This is a genomic window from Dellaglioa sp. CoH-57-MRSF-22 (assembly GCF_056781895.1).
Genome location: NZ_JBXAXT010000004.1, coordinates 156,084 through 177,118, shown reverse-complemented (window position 1 = coordinate 177,118; position 21,035 = coordinate 156,084). Strand labels below are relative to the sequence as shown.

Here is a 21,035-nt window from a genome sequence, read left to right as displayed (position 1 = left end):
CAAATAGAAATCGTTCTTTTTTGTGATATAGATGTAATTCTGTTACACTAAAAAGCGGTTAATAAGATTATTAACTAAGTTTAATATTACAAAATTGTTAGGTTAGTATGACATAGATGAATGCTAAACGGGGGAAAAAAAGTGTATACTATATTCATTCTAAGGGGGATGTGATAAATATGAGCCAAAAATGGCATGATTTAAAAGAAAATGAAGTTTTTATGTTTATCGTTCGAACTGCCTTTTATTTTATTGTATTGGCGATGCTAGTTTACCTGTATTCATTTAAAGGTATAAGTAATGGTACGTTTATCTATAATGAATTTTAAAGGAGAGCAAAGACATGATAAAAAATGTAATTAATCAAATTGATATGATCGCAATGTCCGATCCCAATCGCATTGTTTACAATGATTTGGGTGAGACAAATACTTATCAACAGTTAAAAGAAAAATCTGATGCATTAGCATTGCATTTGATTGAATTAAATTTAGATAATAAACGTCCAATTATGATATATGGAAATCAAAAATTTAATATGCTAGTGGCTTTTTTAGGAAGCGTTAAAGCAGGGCACGCATATATTCCAATTGATTCGCACTCACCAGCTGAGCGTTTAGAGTCAATTCAAGAAGTTGCGAAACCAGTCGCTTGTATAGCTGTAGCAGAATTACCTGAAGTTAAACTCGATGTACCTGTAATTTTATCAACTGAATTAACAGAAATTATTGAGAATAATCAAGGGGTAGAAGTTCCTGATCCTAGTTTCCAAGTAACTGGTAAAGATAACTTCTATATTATCTTTACATCTGGTACGACTGGACAGCCAAAAGGGGTTCAAATTAGTCATGATAACTTGATAAGTTACGTGAACTGGATGATAGAAGATTTCTCTCTACCAGAACATCCCAATAGTCTATCTCAGGCACCATACTCATTTGATTTATCAGTAATGGACTTGTATCCTACATTAACTATGGGTGGTAAGTTATCTGTTTTACCTCAAGAAGTGACGGATAATTTCAAAGTTCTTTTCCAAACGTTACCTACTCTGGACTTACAAGTTTGGGTTTCAACACCATCATTTATTGATATTTGTTTATTAGAACCAACGTTTGATGATAAACATTTACCAGATCTTAGTCGATTCTTATTTTGTGGTGAAGAATTAACTCACAAAACAGCTGCAGCATTGAAGCAAAGATTCCCAATGGCTAAGATATTTAATACGTATGGTCCTACGGAAGCAACAGTTGCGGTTTCGAGTGTTGAGATTACTGATGCTATTTTAGAACAATACCCACGATTACCAATTGGTTATGCCAAATCAGATACAAAGATGGTTGTAGTTAATCCAGAAAATGAACTAGTACCAAATGGTGATGAAGGTGAATTAATTATTGCTGGACCTAGTGTCTCAAAAGGTTATCTTAACAATCCTGAAAAAACGGCCAGTGCTTTTTTTGAAATGGATGGCGTAGCTGCCTATCGAACTGGTGATGCAGCAATCATAAATTCTGAAGGGATGTTGTTATATCGTGGACGAATTGATTTCCAGGTTAAACTACATGGTTACCGAATTGAATTAGAAGAAGTTGACCATCATGTGTCATCGCATCCATTTGTAAAACAAGCAATCACTATTCCAAAATATAATAAGGATCATAAAGTGGTTCAATTAATTGCGTATGTTGTTCAAAATGATAATCCAGTTGAACGAGACTCAGAATTAACAGTTGAAATTAAAAAATACTTGTTAGATACAATGATGTCATATATGATTCCACAGAAGTTTGTTTATGTTGATGTTTTACCATTAACGCAAAATGGTAAAATTGATCGGAAAACACTAATAAATGAGGTGAATGCTTAATGGTATCATTCCAACCTTATGTCAATCCGATGTACTTTCTATATCTTATTGTTGTTTTAATTCCAATTATTGTTGGTTTGCTTAATGGTAAAAGATTTAGATTGTATGAAACGTTAATTTCATTACTCTTTATTTTCTTAATATTTGGCGGTCCAAAACTTCACGAAGGCTTTAATTTACTTATTTATATAATTTTTGAAGTCTTACTTATCGGTTTATACATGAATTATCGTAGTAAGTATAATCAAACGTGGGTTTTTATTATGGCTGTCCTTTTAGCGATAGCACCATTATCCATCGTAAAAATAACACCAGCCATTAATAATGGTATACCATCAATTATTGGCTTTTTAGGAATTAGTTATTTAACGTTTAAAGCGGTTCAAATGATTATGGAATCGCGAGATGGTAGTATTAAGAAATTTGATTTGATGCTAACCTTACAATTTTTATTGTTTTTCCCAACTATCTCATCGGGACCAATCGATCGTTACAGACGGTTTGTTAAAGATTATCAAAATGTCCCAAGTCGAGAAAAATATTTAGAAATGTTACAAAAGGGTGTATTTTACATTTTCTTAGGTTTCTTATATAAATTTTTACTAGCATACCTATTTGGTACGATGCTGTTACCTCACGTCGCACGTATTGCATTACTAGACGGTGGTATATCGTGGGCCTTAGTTGGTTACATGTACACGTACAGTATGGATTTATTTTTTGATTTTGCTGGTTATAGTTTATTCGCAGTTGGTATCAGTTACTTTATGGGAATTGAAACACCTCCTAACTTTAATAGACCTTTCATCGCACACAATATTAAAGACTTTTGGAATCGTTGGCACATGACACTTTCATTCTGGTTCCGTGATTTTGTTTATATGAGATTAGTCTTTTTTATGATGAAACATAAATTAATTAAAAGTCGAATAACAACAGCTATTGTTGGTTATTTTGGATTATTCTTACTCATGGGATTTTGGCACGGGGTTACTTGGTATTACATTGCCTATGGCCTATTCCATGCGATAGCTATCGTCATTAATGATGCATGGCTCAGATTTAAAAAGAAACATAAAACCAGTATTCCAAGTAATAAATTTACAGAAATTTTTGCAATCTTTATTACGTTTAACATCGTTTGCTTAAGTTTCTTAATCTTTTCAGGATTTTTGGACAAACTATATTTTTCATAAAATAGATAATTAGAGGAGAATTGATATGAACACAAAAGATAAAGTTTTAGATATATTAGAAGAGACAACAGGTAGCGCAGAAGTTAGAAATAATTTAGATTTAAATGTTTTTGATGAAGGCCTATTAGATTCAATGGGTTCAATTCAATTAATCTTAGAATTACAAAATGAATTAGGTGTTGATATTCCAATTTCAGAGTTTGAACGTTCTGAGTGGGCAACACCAAATTTAATTATTGCAAAAGTAGAAAGCTTGATCTAAATGGGATTGAAAAAGAAGTTATTCATGATCATTGGGCCTGTTGTTTTGGCTGTTGCATTACTATTAGCCATACTACTTGCACCAGTCAATTATAATTTCAGTTCTGCAAAAACTGAAGAAAAAGCAGCAGTATCGCAATCTACTTTAATTTTAAAGGGCTCTGCTATTCGTCAAAAGGCATTAGATGATGGTTATGTGGCATTTATCGGTTCATCCGAATTTTCACGGATGGATTCGATGCATCCTTCAGTTTTAGCGAAAAAATATAATCGTTCATATCGTCCATTTTTAATGGGAACTGGTGGGACACAATCGCTTAATCATTATTTTTATTTACAAGGTATCAAAAATCAATTAAGAAATAAAAAAGCAGTTATGGTGGTATCACCACAATGGTTTGTTCCTAATGGTGTAAGAAAGCAGGTATTTAATAATTTTTATTCACCATTACAAACAACAGAGTGGTTACTATCTGCAAATGCTAACAGCCTGTCAGATCGTTATGCTGCCAACAGATTTATTACTTTAATGTCTGGTGAAGGAAATGAATCTGTACTGAATGCAATGCATAAAATTGCTGAAGGACAGTCGTTATCTGAAGCGGATGCTACGATGCTTCGCTTGAAATTAACGATTTTGAATCATGAAGATCAATTATTCTCAGGTTTTCCGATGGCCGATCGAACACAGACTATCGACAAACAAACTAAGAACCTTCCAGCAAAATATGATTTAAATAAATTAAATATTCTTGCCGGTAAATATGGTGCTAAATGGACAACCAATAATGATTTTGCAATCAAAAATAGTTATTGGGATAAAAATAAGCTTAACAAAAAAATTGGTAAGCTTGCAGGTACACAGACTAAATTAAATTATGATCATTCTGTTGAATTTTCAGATTTCCAATTAATTTTAAATCAGTTTGCTAAAGAACATACTGACGTCTTGTTTATTATTCCACCTGTAAACCAACGTTGGGCAAGTTATACTGGACTATCGTCGAAGATGCTAGCTAACTTTGATGGTAAGGTTACAAAGCAATTGAAATCCCAAGGATTTAATAAAATTGCTGATTTCAGTAAAGATGGTAATGAAGAATACTTCATGGAAGATACGATTCATTTAGGTTGGAAAGGTTGGGTTGCGGTTGATAGTTATGTGAACCCATTCCTGACTCAAAAACAAGTTAAACCTAAATATCATTTAAATAATTATTATTACTCAGAAGATTGGCAACAAGAATAAAAAATAATTGGAATAAACCCTTATTGCATATGCAATGAGGGTTTATTCTATTATAGGAGATTCTGCAAAGGGAATGATTTGCGGTTGAGTAAGTAACTCTGTCTGTTTAGTTGTGATAATAATGCTTAAATCTAATTGGCAGGTTAATTCTGTGACTAAATCAATGAAGAATCTTGTTTCTATTATTGAAAATTCATCAATTAAGCCTGATAAAATGATCACCGAATAATCGTTTAAGATAGCTCTAAAAATTAAAATAAGTGTTTCATCAAAGTGACTTAAATCAGTCGTTTTTTTGTTGATAAAATTCGGTGAATAGTGGTGAAAATATTGTCCATAAATTAATTTTGAAATAGTTTTATATGTTTTTTTGTGCTGTTTCTTAGATGTTAAACCCATATTTTGTGTGATAGTTAGATAAGGAACTATTAAGCTTAGTTCTTCAATTGTGATTAAAGTAACTAAATTTGAATTAATAAAGTCTTGATTTTCAAGTTGATTTACGAATTCAAATGATTTATCTAAAATGATTGAAACCGAATGGGTAGGGAATAATGAGGTTAATGATTGAGTTGTATTAGTGTATTTTTTTAGTTGCATTGTGATGCCTCCTATAATTTAATGAGATGAGTTACGGGTAGAGAATAAGACAGATAGGAATGAAATAAGGCTAATAGTTATACCGCCAGCAAATAGATATGCAGAATTAATGAATGATTCTTGCGAGATTAATGTACTAAATTGTACGTTTGTAGAGGAAATTAAAAAATTCCCATTAAAATTGGTTAATTTATGTGACAGTAATTCTAATAACTCAGAGGATATTTCTGAGGGAGAAAGTTGCATAGCTAATGAATGGGTTAGCCAATAAATATTTAGTTCTCTCAGCAATGAAGTATAGTTATTTTTAAAGAAGAAAATTAAAATTATCACTAAAATTAATGCTGCTATAAAGATAATAAGGACTTCAAGAGCGAATGCAAATGCGACTTTAGGCTGACTTTCGCCGATATTGTGTAAACTAAGATATTCGTTGATACGCTTGTTGATGATTTTTTTATAAACAACAATACTGATAGTAATACCCGCTATCAATAACCCAATAATAATAGGGTAGATTAGGCTGACTTGTTGTTTATGAATATCTGTTAAGACACTAAGTAAATTAGAACTAGATGTACTATTAACATTAATATGAGCAAGCATTTTTTTAAAACTTTTAAATGATTCAAATGAAATTTGATTAAATAATAAGTTTGAGAGACCGATTAGTATTGTGAAAAAAAATATGATAAATAACCCAACTGTTTGTTTCTTATGATAAAAAATACTAGATAATGATTGTAGAATTAAAGACATAATGACACCTCTTCGATTAATCTATATGACTAATTTTAAATAATAGTTATGAACATTATGTGAAGTTGTTTAGAATAAAAAAATAAACGTTACCGAAATTTATTTTTCGGTAGCGTTTATTTTGAACTGGTACTTGAACTTGAACTTGTAACAGTTTTTGAAGAAGAACTTGCAGTTGGTGCCTTTAATTCAGGAGCATCTGTTTGATATAAGGTTGTTGTCGACTTATTGCCATGTTTTGAATAGAGGCTTGTCGAATTGTTTTTAAGCGTTTCTTGTAATTTTAGTAATTTACTATATTGATTCTTATAGTTATAGTCACTTGGTTGCGTTGGCTTAAAATTCTTTGGTGTATAGTAACGTAATAAGTTTTGATTATTGACTGTATCCGATAAATTTAGTTCGGTACTGACTTTTGTCTGATCTTTCTTTATTGTTTCCTTAACAATTTTAGAAGGGTGCGTAACTTCTTTACCTGTTACATTATCATAAATTGTAGAATCTAAAACAGTATAATTAGGTGTAATGAAGTTTTCATTTCTAAACGCAACTGTCTGATCGTGATTCTTAGAAAATAAATCTGTCCCAAATTGAACATATGATGACGAATCTAGGCCTAATAAGTGAAGAAGGGTAGGTAAGACATCAACTTCACCACCATATTGATTTTGGATGCCACCATTTTTACTTCCAGGAATATTAATCATAAATGGAACACGTTGTAATTGTGTATTATCAAATGAGCTCCATGTTTCGGATGATTTACCAAGAAGTTTAGCAAGCTTCACATTTCTTGAATTTGAAATACCGTAATGGTCACCATAGAGGACAACCATTGTATTATTAGATAATCCAGATTTTTTTAAGTATGTGAAAAATTCTTTAACTGATTCGTCTAAATAATGAGCCGTTTGGAAGTAATTATTAACAGACGTATCACCTGTATCTGGAACTTCAAAGTCTTTATTTTTTGAATCAATATCAAATGGGAAATGATTTGACACGGTAATGAATTTTGCATAAAAAGGTTGCTGTAATTTTTCTAAATATTTAACTGAATCATTGAATAATAACTTATCTTTTAGACCGTATTCTAGAGTGTTATTTGCAGACGTATCATAATAACTTGAATCAAAGAAGTATTGGTATCCCATACTTTTATAAACGGAATCTCTGTTCCAAAATGATCCAATATTACCGTGGAAAACAGCACTAGAATAACCAGCGGTTTGATTTAAGATAGCGGGAGCTGCTTCAAATGTATTTTCGGATCCAAGAGATGTGAAAACAGATCCTTGAGGTAATCCATAGATACTTGTTTCTAAGAGATTCTCAGCATCAGATGTTTTACCTTGTCCGACTTGATTGAAAAAATTAGGAAAACTATAAGTTTCTTTACCATTGTATAGAGAATTTAAGAAGGGTGTGACTTCTTTTCCATTCACCTTAAAGTTAATTAAAAATTGTTGAAAACTTTCTAAATGGAGCACAATAACATTTTTACCTTTTGCGATACCATACATATTTGGATTAGGTGCTGCATAATGTGACTTTGTAAAATCAAGGACATCATTTAAATCAGAACTTTCAGCAGTATCGCGAACCCGATTGTTTTTAACTGTTTTGAAACTGTCGTAGACGGTATATGAATCAATTCCTAAGTATTTAACAATATAATTACGATCAAACGTTCTCGTAATTAATTGTGGTCGGTCAATTTCGCCTAATGTTAAACTTGCCAATGTTAGCATTATTGAGAATGATGTAATTGCAAACGCGTTAAGTTTACTGAATGGTCGAGTGTTAAATTTTAAATAGCGAGTTAAGAATAAGCAAATAATAAGCACTAAGTCAATGACGTAAAAAATATCGTGTGGTTTCATTAAAGCAAAAGAGCTGCCACTAATACCTTCAGAAACTTTAGAATAACCTAACATTGTATTAATTGTCATAAAATCAGTAAATTCTCGATAATAAATAACATTAAAAAATAGTAATGCTGAGTTCGCAATGTAAATTAAAAACATAGTCAAATATGAAATAACTGGTTTTTTAATGTATAATGCAAGTCCGAGTAGTAGCATGGTTGTGCCAAGTGGATTTAACAAAAGGACAAAGTATTGATAAATTCCTGAAACACCAAGGTTAAAATCAATAAGATATGCAGTAATTGTTTTTAACCAGAAAAGAAACAGAAGTAGGGTGAAAAATCCAAGCTTTGTGTTTAGAAATGTTCTAAATCGTTTGAGTGTCTGCACGGTTTGAACCGTCCTTTCGAGTATAATCAAATTAAAATCGTAACTGTAGTTTACAGTCTATATTAAATTTGTGTCAATTGATGCTAAGCTTTGTTAATGCATTTTTAACTTATTAAATTTACATGAAAAATAATGGTACATACTAAAATATCATGTTTTTATTTGTTAATATAGGAGAAGATGGAAGGTGAGGTTGAAAGAATGTTATTTTTATCAAAATTATATGAATACGTTTTACATCATTACTCACAAGGTATTAACCACTTTCCATTAATCCATCTTATTTTTTTAAGTGTTGATAAAACAATTTTTTACTTAATCGTGTATCTTGTTATTCGAGTAAGTATAGGGTTGTATCAAAAGAAAAAAATAAACTTCAGAACAGAATTTGTAAGGCTATTATTAGTTGCGTACCTCGTTTTATTAGTTGAATTGACGGTATTTAGATATGTCTATTTCCCATGGGATATCCGATTGAATTCAACCTATAATTTTCATTCTATCAATTGGACACCGTTAATTGAAACAATTAAACTGACAAATGGACAATCTTTGTTCGATTTCGTGTATAATCTATATGGTAACATTCTTTGGTTTGTTCCGTTAGGAATTATTTTACCCAGTCTAAAGCAATTTAAAAAGTATTCTCTAGTAAAAACAATGTTGGTTGGTATTTGTTTATCAATCGCTATTGAATGTGGACAGTTTGTACTAGGATCCGGAGTTAGTGATATAGATGATATCATTTTTAATTCATTGGGTACATTGATAGGCTGTGGGCTATATCTTATCTTAAATCAAATATTAAATAAAAAAGACGTTAAAAAATAGAAGGAGTGCTAGTCATTGAGAAAAGTAGAAATTATTTCACATGCAGCAAAAAAGTTTAAAAATGGATACCCATTAATTGATAAGGAAGATTTACAAACAACTCGTGATTTTAAAGAAGGAGAATGGGTTGCATTAACGCTACATAATCAATTTGTCGCTTATGGTTATTTTGCAGAACAAAATCGTGGGGATGGCTGGATTTTTTCACGAAATGAAGAATCACGTATTGATGAAGATTTTTTCTCAAAATTATTTAATAACGCTCGAATGAACCGTAAATCATTATTTACTAATAAGGAGACGAATGCCTTTCGTTTCTTTAACGGTGAAGGTGAAGGTATCGGTGGATTAACAATTGATTATTACGACGATTATTATGTATTTACTTGGTATAGCTTAGGTCTTTACCAACACAAAGATATGATTTATAGTGCATTTTCTGATGCAGTTACAAGTTATAAAGGTATTTATGCTAATCTTCGTTACGATACAAAGGGTGAACCATCAACATTCAAAGTTCGTGGAAAAGATGCACCTACGCCACTTATTGTTCAAGAAAATGGCCTTCAATTTGCTGCATATCTTAATGAAACAACGACAGGACTTTTCTTAGAACAACGTGAAATGCGTAAAGCAATTATGAATAAATATGCTGAAGGAAAACTTGTGTTTAACGGATTTAGTAATACAGGTGCAACATCAGTTGCTGCATCAGTAGGTGGCGCACTTAAAACAGTTAGTGTAGATGTGAATAATAAAAATATTGATCGTACAAAAGAACAATTTGTACTTAATAATATTGATCCTGAAAAACAAGAAATTCGTGGAATGGATGTTTTCGGCTATTTAGATTATGCAAAGAAACACCATATTAACTATGATTTAGTTATTTTGGATCCACCAAGTTTTGTACGTTCAAAGAAAAGAACATTCTCAGTTCAAAAAGATTATGTTCAACTTGCTGAAGATGCTATTGATATTACACAAAAAGATGGTGTTATCATGTTCTCAACTAATTCGGCAGGATTGACGCTCAAAAAATTAAAAGAACAAATCACAGAAGCTTTTGCTAATAAGAATCGTTCATTTACATTACTTGAAACATTCCGTTTATCAAGTGACTTTGTAACAAACAAGGAATATCGTCAAGGTAATTATTTAAAAACGTTAGTTATTAAAGTTGATTAATTAAAAAACAATCCTATTTATTATTAAATAGGATTGTTTTTTTTCGTAAAATATAAAAAATTCATAAAAACAAAATGCTTGTAATTAAACGTTTATGAGTGTTTTTGATGGATTTCGAATGTAACCCGTTTCAAATGTTGCTAAAGCTATCATCAAATTTTTGTTTTAAGGGTTGTAAATACGGTTACTTTACTGCTAAAATAGTTAAATCGCGAAAAAAGAATAAAAGAGAGAGAGTAGAGGATTTAATTAATTATGATTATCTTAATGGCAGTAATCCCTGCAATTGCATGGGGTAGTATTGGACTTATAAGTGGAAAACTTGGCGGAACTGCCAACCAACAAACAGTTGGTATGACATGGGGTGCCTTGATTTTTGGAATTGCCATTTATGGTATTTATCAACCAGAAATGGACACAAAAGTCTGGATTATTGGTATCGTTTCTGGTTTATTTTGGAGTTTAGGTCAAAATCAACAATTCCATGCTATGAAAGCAATCGGAATCTCAAAAACAGTTCCTGTTTCAACAGGCTTACAGTTAGCTGGTAATGCGTTGGCAGGTGTCATACTGTTTAATGAATGGAAGACAACTCAAATGGTTGTGATTGGTACTATAGCGATGATCGTTATTATTGCTGGTGCTGCTTTGACATCATTGAGAGATAAAAAAAATTCAGTTCTATCTGATTCAGAAAAAAATGAGAATACTGCTGCTGGTGTACGTGCTATTATTTTGTCAACAATTGGTTACGTAGGTTATACAATTGTTGTTCATTATGCAACAGTGGGCATGACTGCTGATGAATCACGTGCATTTACAATGGCAACAATCTTGCCACAAGCTGTTGGTATGGTTATAGGTGCTGGATTTGTTGCGCTTATTGCAAATGAAGTTATTATGCACTCATCAACTTTTAAAAATGTATTAACGGGACTTATTTGGGGCGCTGGTAACATCTTTATGTTCTTATCAATTCCTAAATTAGGTCAAGCTGTTAGTTTTTCATTTTCTCAAATGGGAGTGGTTATTTCAACATTCGGTAGTATCTACTTATTAGGAGAAAAGAAGACTAAGCATGAGATGATTTATGTCACACTTGGATCAATATTTGTTATTTTAGGTGTTATTATGTTAGGAATTATGAAAACTTTATAAAATGGTGAAGGAGTGTTAATCGATGGATTTAAGGAAAAAAGAATTTGCGACAACTCATCATGTTAGTAAATTAAAAAGAACCCTTAAAACCGGTGATCTCATTCTTTTAGGGTTAGGCGCAACAGTTGGTACAGGTATTTTCGTTGTTACGGGGAATGCTGCCAGTCAAGAGGCTGGTCCTGCCCTTATTTTGTCGTTTATTATTGCCGCAATTGCAGTTATAATGAACGGCTTTTCTTATGCAGAATTTTCATCAAGAATACCAGTTTCTGGTGGTTCGTATAATTATGTTTATGTTATTTTTGGTGAGTTTATAGCCTGGTTCGTTAGTTGGTTTACCATTTGTGAATATATTCTAGCGGGGGCTTCTGTTGCCTCAGGTTGGTCTGCGTATATGCAGGGGTTCTTGATAGGGCTTAATATCCACCTGCCTGTTGCGCTGAGTGCATCGTATAATGCAGCAAGAGGGTCATATATCGATATTATTGCTGTTATAATTACGTTAGTCGTTACATGGTTAACAACATTTGAAGCAAAAAAGGCACTACGTTTAAGCAAAATAATGGTATTTGTAAAATTTGCGATTATTCTTTTATTTATAGTAGTGGGTGTTTTTTACATTAAACCTGGTAACTGGCAACCCTTTATGCCATTTGGTACAAGTGGGGTAATGAGTGGGGCCGCATTAGTATTTTTTGCCTTTTTAGGGTTTGAATCTATTGCGATGGCATCAGACGAAGTAATTGATCCGCAAAAGACAATTCCAAAAGGAATTATTGGTGCGATAAGTATTTCTGCTATTTTTTATATTATTGTTACGTTAGTATTAACCGGAATTGTCCCGTATACACAATTAAATGTTAGTGATCCAGTTGCATTTGCGATGCGATTTGTAAATCAGAGTATTATTGGAAATATAATCTCGGTAGGTGCAATAATAACGCTTCTAAGCGTCTTAATTGCATTAGCCTATGGTTTATCGAGAATGATTTATTCGGAGGCGAGAGACGGATTATTGCCCCAATACTTAGCAAAAATTAGCGATAAGACGAATGCGCCCAAAGCAGCATCATGGACAGTCGGTATTTTTATTGCGATTGCAAGTGGGTTAGTGTCTATTGAAAGTTTAGCCAAATTGACTAATATTGTAACGTTAACCGTACTTGTTATTTTGGCTTTGGCATTAATAAGTTTAAGGAAACAATTTGGTGAACCTAGTAAAGGCCAATTTAGAGTTCCATTTGTACCATTGTTACCAATCTTGTCTATAATTATTTCAGTCTATTTGATGATTCAGTTACCGATTAATATCTGGGTTGCCTTTCTAATTTGGATTATTATAGGATTAGTTGCTTATTACGGTTACGGATATTCTCATAGTAAACAAAAAAAATAACGGAATTTGTAATTAAAGTTCTGTTTGACTGTTATATTTTCTACTAAGTATTGTATAATGTAAGTTGTTAAATAAAGAATATGAGGGAGATAATTAAAATGGCACATATTTCATTCGATAGTTCTAACTTATCAAAATTCGTCCAAGACAATGAACTTGGCGAAATGCAAGCACTTGTTACTGCAGCAGATAGTGAATTACGCAACGGTACAGGGGCAGGTAGTGATTTCCGTGGATTTTTAGATTTACCTAAAGACTACGATAAAGAAGAATTCGCTCGTATTAAAACAGCAGCTAAAAAAATTCAATCTAATTCAGAAGTTTTAGTCGTTATCGGTATTGGTGGTTCATATTTAGGTGCTCGCGCAGCTATTGAATTCTTAAACCATACATTCTATAACTTATTACCAGCTGAAAAAAGAAATGCACCTCAAATCTTATTTGCTGGAAATTCAATTAGTCCTTCATACGTACATGATTTAGTAGATTTAATTGGTGATCGTGATTTCTCAGTTAATATTATTTCTAAATCAGGTACAACAACAGAACCTTCAATTGCTTTCCGTGTTTTCAAAGAAAAATTAATCGCAAAATATGGTAAAGAAGAAGCTAACTCACGTATCTACGCTACAACTGATCGTAAAGTTGGTGCCTTAAAAGTTGAAGCTGATTCTGAAGGCTATGAAGCATTTGTTATTCCTGATGACGTTGGTGGCCGTTTCTCAGTTCTTACTGCTGTTGGTTTATTACCAATTGCTGCTTCAGGTGCTGATATTGATGCCTTGATGCAAGGTGCTGAAGACGCACGTGTTGAATATTCAGATGCTGATTTAACAAAAAATGAAGCATATCAATACGCAGCTTTACGTAATATTTTATACCGTAAAGGTTACACAACTGAAATTCTAGAAAACTACGAACCAAGTTTACAATATTTCTCAGAATGGTGGAAACAATTGATGGGCGAATCTGAAGGTAAAGATCAAAAGGGTATTTACCCATCTTCAGCTAATTTCTCAACTGATTTACATTCATTAGGCCAATATATTCAAGAAGGCCGTCGTAACTTGATGGAAACTGTAATTAATGTGGGAACTCCCGTTAATGATACTGCTATTCCTGAAGAAGAGGGCGATCTTGATGGCTTAGGCTACTTAGAAGGTAAGACAATGGACTTTGTTAATACAAAGGCTTTCCAAGGTGTTGTTTTAGCTCATACTGATGGTAATGTTCCTAACATGATTTTGAACATTCCTACACAAGACGCTTACACATTAGGATATACAATTTACTTCTTTGAAGCAGCTGTAGCTGTATCTGGTTACTTGAATGGAATTAACCCATTTAACCAACCAGGTGTTGAAGCATACAAAAAGAACATGTTTGCCTTACTTGGTAAACCTGGCTTCGAAGACCTTTCAAAAGAATTAAATGCACGTCTTTAAGATAAAAAAGTTATAAAATAAAAATCGTCTGAACTTTTAAAAGTTCAGACGATTTTTATTTGGAATAAATTAGTTCTTTTTGATCATTTTGTAATTTTCGTCATAATATTTACCATTACGAATATCATCTGGCATACCAACATAAGGTTCTTCATTGATAACATCTTCGTTATTTTGACCGGCATCACCGATGTAAGTGATTGTAGCAAATTCTGGGACAACCATTTTAGGATATGTTTCGTATTTTTCACGAGATTCTTCCATCAAATCGATATGGTCATTTTGGTAAGTAACTGTAATTTCAGGATGTTCTTGAACCCATTTAGGGAAGAAGATTGTTCCGTTAATTTTCATTTCGTTAGGTAAGAAATCTAGAGCGACATCAGTACCTGTAGGTTCTGTCCAAGCAATTTTATAAATACCTTCAGTAAGCATAACGATGTGAGCTTCTTGATCAGTTACCCAACGTCCAGCAACCATACCACCATGGATACGGTAGTCAACAGTATGATCATTTTTAGCGTACCATTCATATTCCCAACCGTTATCGTAAGTATATACAAAATGTGTACCTAAGAAATCATCTAATGTTTTAAACTTTTTTTCTGTATTTGTCATAATTTTTGTTCTCCTTTAAAGTGTTTATTTATACATGTAAAAGTTTACATGTTTTTGTTTACTTGATTATAGTATACTGATAAGTATTAAAAGTCAAGTTAAGGGGAAAAATGGCAAAAAAAAATAAATTACAATATATTATTTTAGGATTATTGAATCAAGAACCATTATCGGGGTACGATATAACTAAAGCATTTACGACTGATATTGGAGAATTTTGGCAAGCAGGACATAGTCAAATTTATCCTGCTCTTAAAATAATGGAAAAAGATGGATACATTACGCATGAAATTGAAATAGCAGGTACTAAGTTAGAAAAGAAAATATATTCTATTACATCACAAGGTAAAAAAGTTTTAATGGATTGGTTAGTATCAGATAGTGGGGAATTAAAACCGATTAAAGACGAATTTATTTTGAAACTTTATTTTATTAAAAATAAAGATGACGTTCAATTACAGCAAAGATTAATTGAGCAATTACAGTTACATCAAGTAAAATTAGATCATCTTGAAGGAAGAATGAAATTAATTTTTTTCTCAGAAGAAGAAATCAACAAACAATATGGTCATTATTTGATTTTAGATCATGCAATTGAACGAGAAAAATACTGTGTTAAGTGGTTTAAAAAGTATCTTAATTAAATAATAGACGCTTATAAAACGTCTATTATTTTTTTATTGAAGGTCTTTTTTTCTAATCTTAATCTTTTTGACTTATAAATTATGCTAGAATATGGTTATTAAACAAAAAATAAAAGGGCGGTTTCTATTTTGAAAAGAATGACGAAATATGTATTATTTTTATCTAGTGTGATAGTAGGTATTGGTATCGGAGCATATCAGGCCTCGGCTAATACTTCGAAGCCTGAAGGTGTGATGGGGTCAAATGTACCTGAATCATTAGTTAAATCAGCATCTTTATTGAGTAAATCGGCTACAAATCGCGATAATTCAATTCCTGATTTATCAGAATTTCAAGGATCATTTACAGATGCACAAGCTAAAGTATTAAAGAAAAATTTTAAATTTATTATTTTACGTGTTCAATATGGGTCAAATCGTAAAGATTTAGTGATTGATCATAATATTGCGATGATGAAGAAATATAATATTCCATATGGTGTTTATTCATTTAGCCAATATGAAAATGTTGCTGATGCTAGAGTAGAAGCGAAAGACTTATATAACCGTGCCAAGGATGCTAAGTTCTTTGTCAATGATTATGAAGATCAAACGGTTACGAATGCTAGCAAAGCAAATACTAACGCCACAACAAAAGCCTGGGCTGATGAGATGGCTAAATATGTAGGTAATCGTAAAATTATACTTTACTCTTATGCTAGTTTTATGAAAACATATGCCAGTACGGCTGTTAACGCATATGATGGTTTTTGGTTAGCTGCATACCAAAGTAATGAGCCAATGGAAACAAGTCATTCGTTATGGCAATATACAAGTAACTTTACAAATCATGGTTTATCAGGGGTTGGAAACATTGATGCAAGTATCATGTCTGGTAAAAATGCTGATTGGTTTTTAAGTGCATCAACAGATAACAAACCAACAGAAAGTACACCACCCACGAACGCAGCTGGGAAAGCACAAAGTTATAATGAATTAGTTTCAATTAAAAAATCTGGATATAATGTTTGGGGTAATTTTAGTTGGAATAAAGTTAAAAATACGACAACTGGAAAAATTGGAAAAGTTTATAGCGCAAAATATTACTATAATCACAGTAATGGTAACAAATATTACTCATTGTACGATAGTAAAGGCAAATGGGCTGGATATGTAAATAGTAACGCAATGGAGGTTGCTTCAGCTAAAGAATTTAAAGCAACCGCTAAAATTACTAAACGTGATTATACTATCTGGAGTAATTTTTTCTATACGTCAGCAAAAGGAACAACAGCTAATTATTATGGTCAAAACTTAAATGTCAGATACAGATATACATTGGGTAATGGTAACGTCTATTATTCACTTTATAATAATGCAGGTACATGGTTAGGTTATATGAATAGTAATGCTTCAAATTTAGTTTATTCATCATATGATAAGATTGTTTCTGTTAAAAATAGCTATACTATCTGGGGTAATTTTAATTGGACAAGTAAAAAAGGATCTACAGTTACTAACTCCGGACAGACATACAATGCTAAATATGCGTATAAGATTAATGGTAATACGTATTACTCACTATATAATGGTAATAATGTTTGGAAAGGCTATGTTAACAGTAATGCTACGAATACCTTAGTAGCTAAATCATTAAAGGCAAAGGTCAAAATTAGCGATAAAGGTTATAATGTCTGGGGTAATTTCTTGTGGTCATCTAAAAAAAGTACTTCTAGTAATTACTATGGTCAAACATATAACGTTAGATACAGATATACTACAGGAAACGGAAATATTTACTACTCACTTTATAACGATGCCGGTAAATGGATGGGTTATGTGAATAATAAAGCAACTAGCCATATTTATACTAAATACAATAAAATTGTCTCTGTTAAAAGAAGCTATGATATCTGGGGTAATTTTAATTGGACGGTAAAAAAAGGGTCAACTATAGCTAACTCAGGTACGAAATATACAGTAAAATATGCTTATTCAATTAATGGCAATAAATATTACTCGATATACAATGCAAATGGTAAGTGGCAAGGATATGTAAACAGCAACGCATTTTAAATGAAAATAGTTCTAAGTTAATTGTTGTTGATGAATTATGATATTGAAAGACAGTGTGACTTAAAAATGCCTCATAATCGTTAGACCTACGTCTAATAATTATGAGGCATTTTTTATATTGATAAATTTAAAGTTGATTTTGAACGTAACCTAAAGTGCATAGTAGGAACCGGATGATAAATAATTATTTAATTTAAAAATACAGTCATACAACAGCAGCTGATGAGAGGGTATACGGTTATTATTGCAAAAAAAAAACCTACCCGAAGGTAAGTTTCAAAGGCTTATAATTAAGCTTTAACAACGTTAGTTGCTTGTGGTCCACGATCAGAATCTTCAACATCGAAAGTAACTGCTTGGCCTTCGTCAAGTGATTTAAAACCGTCACCTTGGATAGCTGAGAAATGAACGAAAACGTCGTCGCCAGATTCGCGAGTAATAAAACCAAAACCTTTATCTGCATTAAACCATTTTACTGTACCTTGTTCCATAATATGAAACCTCCATGTGCTGTAAGCACTAATATATTTTGCATTTGTTGATTGAACTATTAAAAAGAAGTGTGTTCATAAATGAAACAAATCACCTTTAAATAACCGAACCATAAATACATAAGTTTAATATAACATCTAATGACGATTAATGCAAATGTTATTTGCTCGATTTAGTGTGTTTTTTAAGATAATGCAGTAATTCTGTTTCATTACGAAATTCATGTGGGCTAACTTGATTATGAAGTCGAATCGTAATTTTATTAATTTTGATTCGACCAGTCCAAGTATACGTGTATTCAACGATAAATCTATTATTGAGATCATCCTCATCTAAGCCAAAATTAAGTACGTAAATACGATCTGGAACCATTAATGGATTGAGATGTTCTTTATCGTAATAAATTTTGTTTGCTCTTAAGAATTTTTTTGTCTTACTTAACATAGTGTATAAACCTCCAAACTATTATTATAGTGTATTCAAAATGAAGGAGACAGAATTGAATCGGGGATTTAAGTTGCTGTCACTTTATTAATTTAAGTACCATCATTAAAATATCTCATTTAGTATATCATAAATAGAACATAAAATGAGAAAATACTATATAAATCATTCGGAAAAATTGACAATAAACAAAAACATGTTAAGGTTATAGTAGCTCAATATTAATATTCTTAGTATAAATTATTCAGTTTGATGATTTCTATTCATTTATTCACGCTGGCGCAACCAAGGAGTTGCAAGGATGTAAAGTAGGTAGGGTTACATCGTTTAGAAGTAGAATTAGTAACTTATTTTAAAATTAATTAACTCAAAATTAAATATAAATATTCAGTGAGAAGGCTACCAGCAGAATTTGTTGGTAGCCTTCGTCAATTAAAAATATATATAGCATTAAAAATTAATAGCGGGTATGAATGTTAGAAACTTTAAAATATAACCCTTTATTACTTTATTGAAGTATTTAGAGTGTACATACAAAGGAGGTAGGTATTGTTTACCTGCTTTTTTTAGTGTTTAATATGTGAGTGTATAAAAATAAAGGGGTGTTGGATAATGAAAAGGGTAGTCGTATTATGTGCTTCAACAATGGTTGCATTATTATTAGTTGCATGTGGGAACAGCAATAGTGCAAGTAAGGAATCGTCATCATCTGAGGTAAAATCATCTAGTTTGCAGAAATCAAAAAGTGAATCAAATAAGAAAGAGTCTATAAAAAAAGCAAAAGTATCTTCTGAAAGTAAAGCATCATCAGAATCAGCTGCCAAAGAATCAAGTATGGTAGCTGAAAGGTCATCTAAGGCAGCTAATCTTGTGAGAAATGAATTAAAAAAAGGATTTAGTTTTGCTCCAATCAAATATAATGGTGAGGACATCAGTAAAGCTATGGAAGATGGTACTGCTCCACGGCACTCCCTTTTTGATTTAATTACTCTAGGTTACGCAAAAAGTGATACAGTGGTTCGTACACAGCTGGGAAAAGATAGAGCCTATAATTATACGTATAAGATAACCGATAAGTTTATTATAATGAGGGGTGAATCTGGTTCACATCGCATACCTTACACAATAAAGGGATCACATATAACATATGGAGAATGGATAGAAAAACAATCTAATGGAACAAAGCTTACTTATGAGTTTGCATTAGAAACGACTGCCAAAGATGCAATAGACGCACAGCAAACTCAAAATAAAATATAATGGTTAATTGAAACATCCATACTGTGGATGTTTTTTTGTACGCCAAAATAGAAAATGTCGTACGGGTTATTGCGGCATTTGGGGCTGAACAAACTTAGTATAAAATATCTTTGAATGGTTAAAAATCTAACAAAACCTGCGACTATTAGTATGAAAATATAGATTATGTTGTACAGAGTTTTATAAAAGTGCATAAGGTGAATACGAATATTGATTACCTATCATTTTTAGTGTTTAATTTAAAGGTAAATAAATTTTAGGGGAGTTTCAAAATGAAAAAGGTATTGGTAACGTGTGGGATAGCAATGATGTTATTATCATTAACTGCGTGTGGGAGCAGCAATTCAAAAAAGGATGAATCATCTTCTATTGATTCTAGTAAATCACAAGCAAGTTCAAAGAAAATAGCTAGTTCAATGAGTAGAGAAGTTTCATCGTTAAAAAAAGAAAAAAGTAAATTACAGGAAACGAAAAAACAGGCAAGTAGGAATGTAGGAACTCTGACAGTTCAGCAGATGAAAGACCATCCTAAACAGTCAGCTGTAGCAATCGCTTATTATGGTGCAAATCGTTTTTGGAATGGTTTAACGGATAAAATAGCAGATGGGTTCAATGTTTCAATTAAAACACCTAATTCAAGTACAGTTAAGTATTATATTCAAAAAGGTGATAATCCATATTATAGATTACTGGGGGATGTACATAATACTGTAGCTTATTATGACAATGCAGATAATGAACTACAAAAAGTTGGTATGTCGACAATAGCTACTTATGTAAATCAAAAGTTAACTGATGGTAGTCGAAATACTCTAGTGAATAACGTTATCATCAATGCTAGTGATGATACACAACAATCCAGTGATGGGCTATCAATATCAATTGATGAAGCGATTAAACTGATTATCAAACATGAAAATTCAAATGATAATTACGGCAATTTTAACTTGATAATAACAGATAGAAGTAAAAGTACTATAACTAAAATTAATAATAATGATGATATTCCTGCAGCGTTGGGAGGATACGTACCCTATGGAAATGGTGGTTGGGAAATAGAGTTGGTGTACACGGGTGCAAGTCTTCGAGAAAAATATTACCTAGTGCCTGATCATAACAAAACAACCGTTTCACTTAAAACTATCTCACGCTATTCGACTAGACCAGACATAGATACAGAAAACTTTACGCTAAACCGTTAAATAAATATAATACTTTATAGTGATATTCCATAATGGTTCATTAATGCATTCACAAACGTGAGTGCTTTTTTTGTAAAAAATGAAATATGGAACTGGGAATCTTCAG

The 21,035-nt window shown here is 31.9% G+C and carries 20 protein-coding genes; 14 read left to right on the top strand and 6 right to left on the bottom strand.

Annotated features, from left to right (window positions below; genetic code table 11):
* Nucleotides 1-179 precede the first annotated feature (179 nt).
* The 5 genes from AC1RPR_RS06020 to dltD are packed head-to-tail and all read left to right on the top strand — an operon-like array spanning nucleotide 180 to nucleotide 4,579.
* Nucleotides 180-329, top strand: coding sequence for a teichoic acid D-Ala incorporation-associated protein DltX (locus AC1RPR_RS06020; RefSeq protein WP_409022273.1), 150 nt, complete (start codon nucleotides 180-182; stop codon nucleotides 327-329).
* Nucleotides 330-343: 14 nt separating this feature from the next.
* On the top strand, nucleotides 344-1,873 hold the full coding sequence (gene dltA / locus AC1RPR_RS06015) for a D-alanine--poly(phosphoribitol) ligase subunit DltA (RefSeq protein WP_481761931.1): 1,530 nt from the start codon (nucleotides 344-346) through the stop codon (nucleotides 1,871-1,873).
* On the top strand, nucleotides 1,873-3,069 hold the full coding sequence (gene dltB / locus AC1RPR_RS06010; RefSeq protein ID WP_481761930.1) for a D-alanyl-lipoteichoic acid biosynthesis protein DltB: 1,197 nt from the start codon (nucleotides 1,873-1,875) through the stop codon (nucleotides 3,067-3,069). Before dltA ends, dltB begins: the two co-directional genes overlap by 1 nt.
* A 25-nt stretch (nucleotides 3,070-3,094) precedes the next feature.
* Nucleotides 3,095-3,331, top strand: coding sequence for a D-alanine--poly(phosphoribitol) ligase subunit DltC (gene dltC, locus AC1RPR_RS06005; RefSeq protein ID WP_481761929.1), 237 nt, complete (start codon nucleotides 3,095-3,097; stop codon nucleotides 3,329-3,331).
* 24 nt (nucleotides 3,332-3,355) lie between these two features.
* Nucleotides 3,356-4,579: a D-alanyl-lipoteichoic acid biosynthesis protein DltD gene (gene dltD / locus AC1RPR_RS06000; RefSeq protein ID WP_481761928.1), complete on the top strand. Its 1,224-nt coding sequence runs from the start codon at nucleotides 3,356-3,358 to the stop codon at nucleotides 4,577-4,579.
* A gap of 42 nt (nucleotides 4,580-4,621) precedes the next feature.
* Here dltD and AC1RPR_RS05995 read toward each other — a convergent pair whose 3' ends face one another.
* The 3 genes from AC1RPR_RS05995 to AC1RPR_RS05985 form a co-directional block, all read right to left on the bottom strand.
* Nucleotides 4,622-5,179 carry a hypothetical protein gene (locus AC1RPR_RS05995; protein WP_481761927.1) on the bottom strand — a complete coding sequence of 186 codons (558 nt, stop codon included), beginning with the start codon at nucleotides 5,177-5,179 and terminating at the stop codon, nucleotides 4,622-4,624.
* Nucleotides 5,180-5,197: 18 nt separating this feature from the next.
* Complete coding sequence (locus AC1RPR_RS05990) at nucleotides 5,198-5,938, bottom strand: hypothetical protein (protein ID WP_481761926.1); 741 nt, start codon at nucleotides 5,936-5,938, stop codon at nucleotides 5,198-5,200.
* Between the two features lie 116 nt (nucleotides 5,939-6,054).
* Nucleotides 6,055-7,965, bottom strand: a complete 1,911-nt coding sequence (locus AC1RPR_RS05985) for an LTA synthase family protein (RefSeq protein WP_481761938.1) — start codon at nucleotides 7,963-7,965, stop codon at nucleotides 6,055-6,057.
* A gap of 432 nt (nucleotides 7,966-8,397) precedes the next feature.
* Between AC1RPR_RS05985 and AC1RPR_RS05980 the strand changes: the two genes are divergently transcribed.
* The 5 genes from AC1RPR_RS05980 to AC1RPR_RS05960 all read left to right on the top strand — a co-directional run bounded on the left by AC1RPR_RS05980 (nucleotide 8,398) and on the right by AC1RPR_RS05960 (nucleotide 14,214).
* Entirely contained in the window at nucleotides 8,398-9,027 is a 630-nt protein-coding gene (locus tag AC1RPR_RS05980) for a VanZ family protein (RefSeq protein ID WP_481761925.1), read from the top strand.
* A 15-nt stretch (nucleotides 9,028-9,042) separates the two neighbouring features.
* On the top strand, nucleotides 9,043-10,215 hold the full coding sequence (locus tag AC1RPR_RS05975) for a class I SAM-dependent rRNA methyltransferase (RefSeq protein ID WP_481761924.1): 1,173 nt from the start codon (nucleotides 9,043-9,045) through the stop codon (nucleotides 10,213-10,215).
* Nucleotides 10,216-10,470: 255 nt separating this feature from the next.
* Nucleotides 10,471-11,373 carry a GRP family sugar transporter gene (locus AC1RPR_RS05970; RefSeq protein WP_409022282.1) on the top strand — a complete coding sequence of 301 codons (903 nt, stop codon included), beginning with the start codon at nucleotides 10,471-10,473 and terminating at the stop codon, nucleotides 11,371-11,373.
* A gap of 22 nt (nucleotides 11,374-11,395) precedes the next feature.
* Complete coding sequence (locus AC1RPR_RS05965) at nucleotides 11,396-12,769, top strand: amino acid permease (RefSeq protein WP_481761923.1); 1,374 nt, start codon at nucleotides 11,396-11,398, stop codon at nucleotides 12,767-12,769.
* A 98-nt stretch (nucleotides 12,770-12,867) separates the two neighbouring features.
* Nucleotides 12,868-14,214, top strand: a complete 1,347-nt coding sequence (locus AC1RPR_RS05960; protein WP_481761922.1) for a glucose-6-phosphate isomerase — start codon at nucleotides 12,868-12,870, stop codon at nucleotides 14,212-14,214.
* 69 nt (nucleotides 14,215-14,283) lie between these two features.
* On the opposite strand, the gene AC1RPR_RS05955 is transcribed toward AC1RPR_RS05960, so the two are convergent.
* Nucleotides 14,284-14,832, bottom strand: a complete 549-nt coding sequence (locus tag AC1RPR_RS05955) for a phenolic acid decarboxylase (RefSeq protein WP_481761921.1) — start codon at nucleotides 14,830-14,832, stop codon at nucleotides 14,284-14,286.
* 110 nt (nucleotides 14,833-14,942) lie between these two features.
* On the opposite strand from AC1RPR_RS05955, the gene AC1RPR_RS05950 reads away from it, so the two are divergent.
* Nucleotides 14,943-15,476: a PadR family transcriptional regulator gene (locus tag AC1RPR_RS05950; RefSeq protein WP_409022286.1), complete on the top strand. Its 534-nt coding sequence runs from the start codon at nucleotides 14,943-14,945 to the stop codon at nucleotides 15,474-15,476.
* Between the two features lie 138 nt (nucleotides 15,477-15,614).
* Nucleotides 15,615-17,531 carry a GH25 family lysozyme gene (locus AC1RPR_RS05945; protein WP_481761920.1) on the top strand — a complete coding sequence of 639 codons (1,917 nt, stop codon included), beginning with the start codon at nucleotides 15,615-15,617 and terminating at the stop codon, nucleotides 17,529-17,531.
* Between the two features lie 290 nt (nucleotides 17,532-17,821).
* On the opposite strand, the gene AC1RPR_RS05940 is transcribed toward AC1RPR_RS05945, so the two are convergent.
* Both AC1RPR_RS05940 and AC1RPR_RS05935 read right to left on the bottom strand, forming a co-directional pair.
* Complete coding sequence (locus AC1RPR_RS05940; RefSeq protein WP_057973786.1) at nucleotides 17,822-18,022, bottom strand: cold-shock protein; 201 nt, start codon at nucleotides 18,020-18,022, stop codon at nucleotides 17,822-17,824.
* Nucleotides 18,023-18,182: 160 nt separating this feature from the next.
* Nucleotides 18,183-18,467, bottom strand: a complete 285-nt coding sequence (locus AC1RPR_RS05935; protein WP_481761919.1) for a hypothetical protein — start codon at nucleotides 18,465-18,467, stop codon at nucleotides 18,183-18,185.
* Nucleotides 18,468-19,079: 612 nt separating this feature from the next.
* Between AC1RPR_RS05935 and AC1RPR_RS05930 the strand changes: the two genes are divergently transcribed.
* Both AC1RPR_RS05930 and AC1RPR_RS05925 read left to right on the top strand, forming a co-directional pair.
* A complete protein-coding gene (locus AC1RPR_RS05930; protein WP_481761918.1) occupies nucleotides 19,080-19,727 on the top strand; it encodes a hypothetical protein in 648 nt (215 codons plus the stop codon).
* A gap of 272 nt (nucleotides 19,728-19,999) precedes the next feature.
* Entirely contained in the window at nucleotides 20,000-20,929 is a 930-nt protein-coding gene (locus AC1RPR_RS05925; protein WP_481761917.1) for a hypothetical protein, read from the top strand.
* Nucleotides 20,930-21,035: the final 106 nt, after the last annotated feature.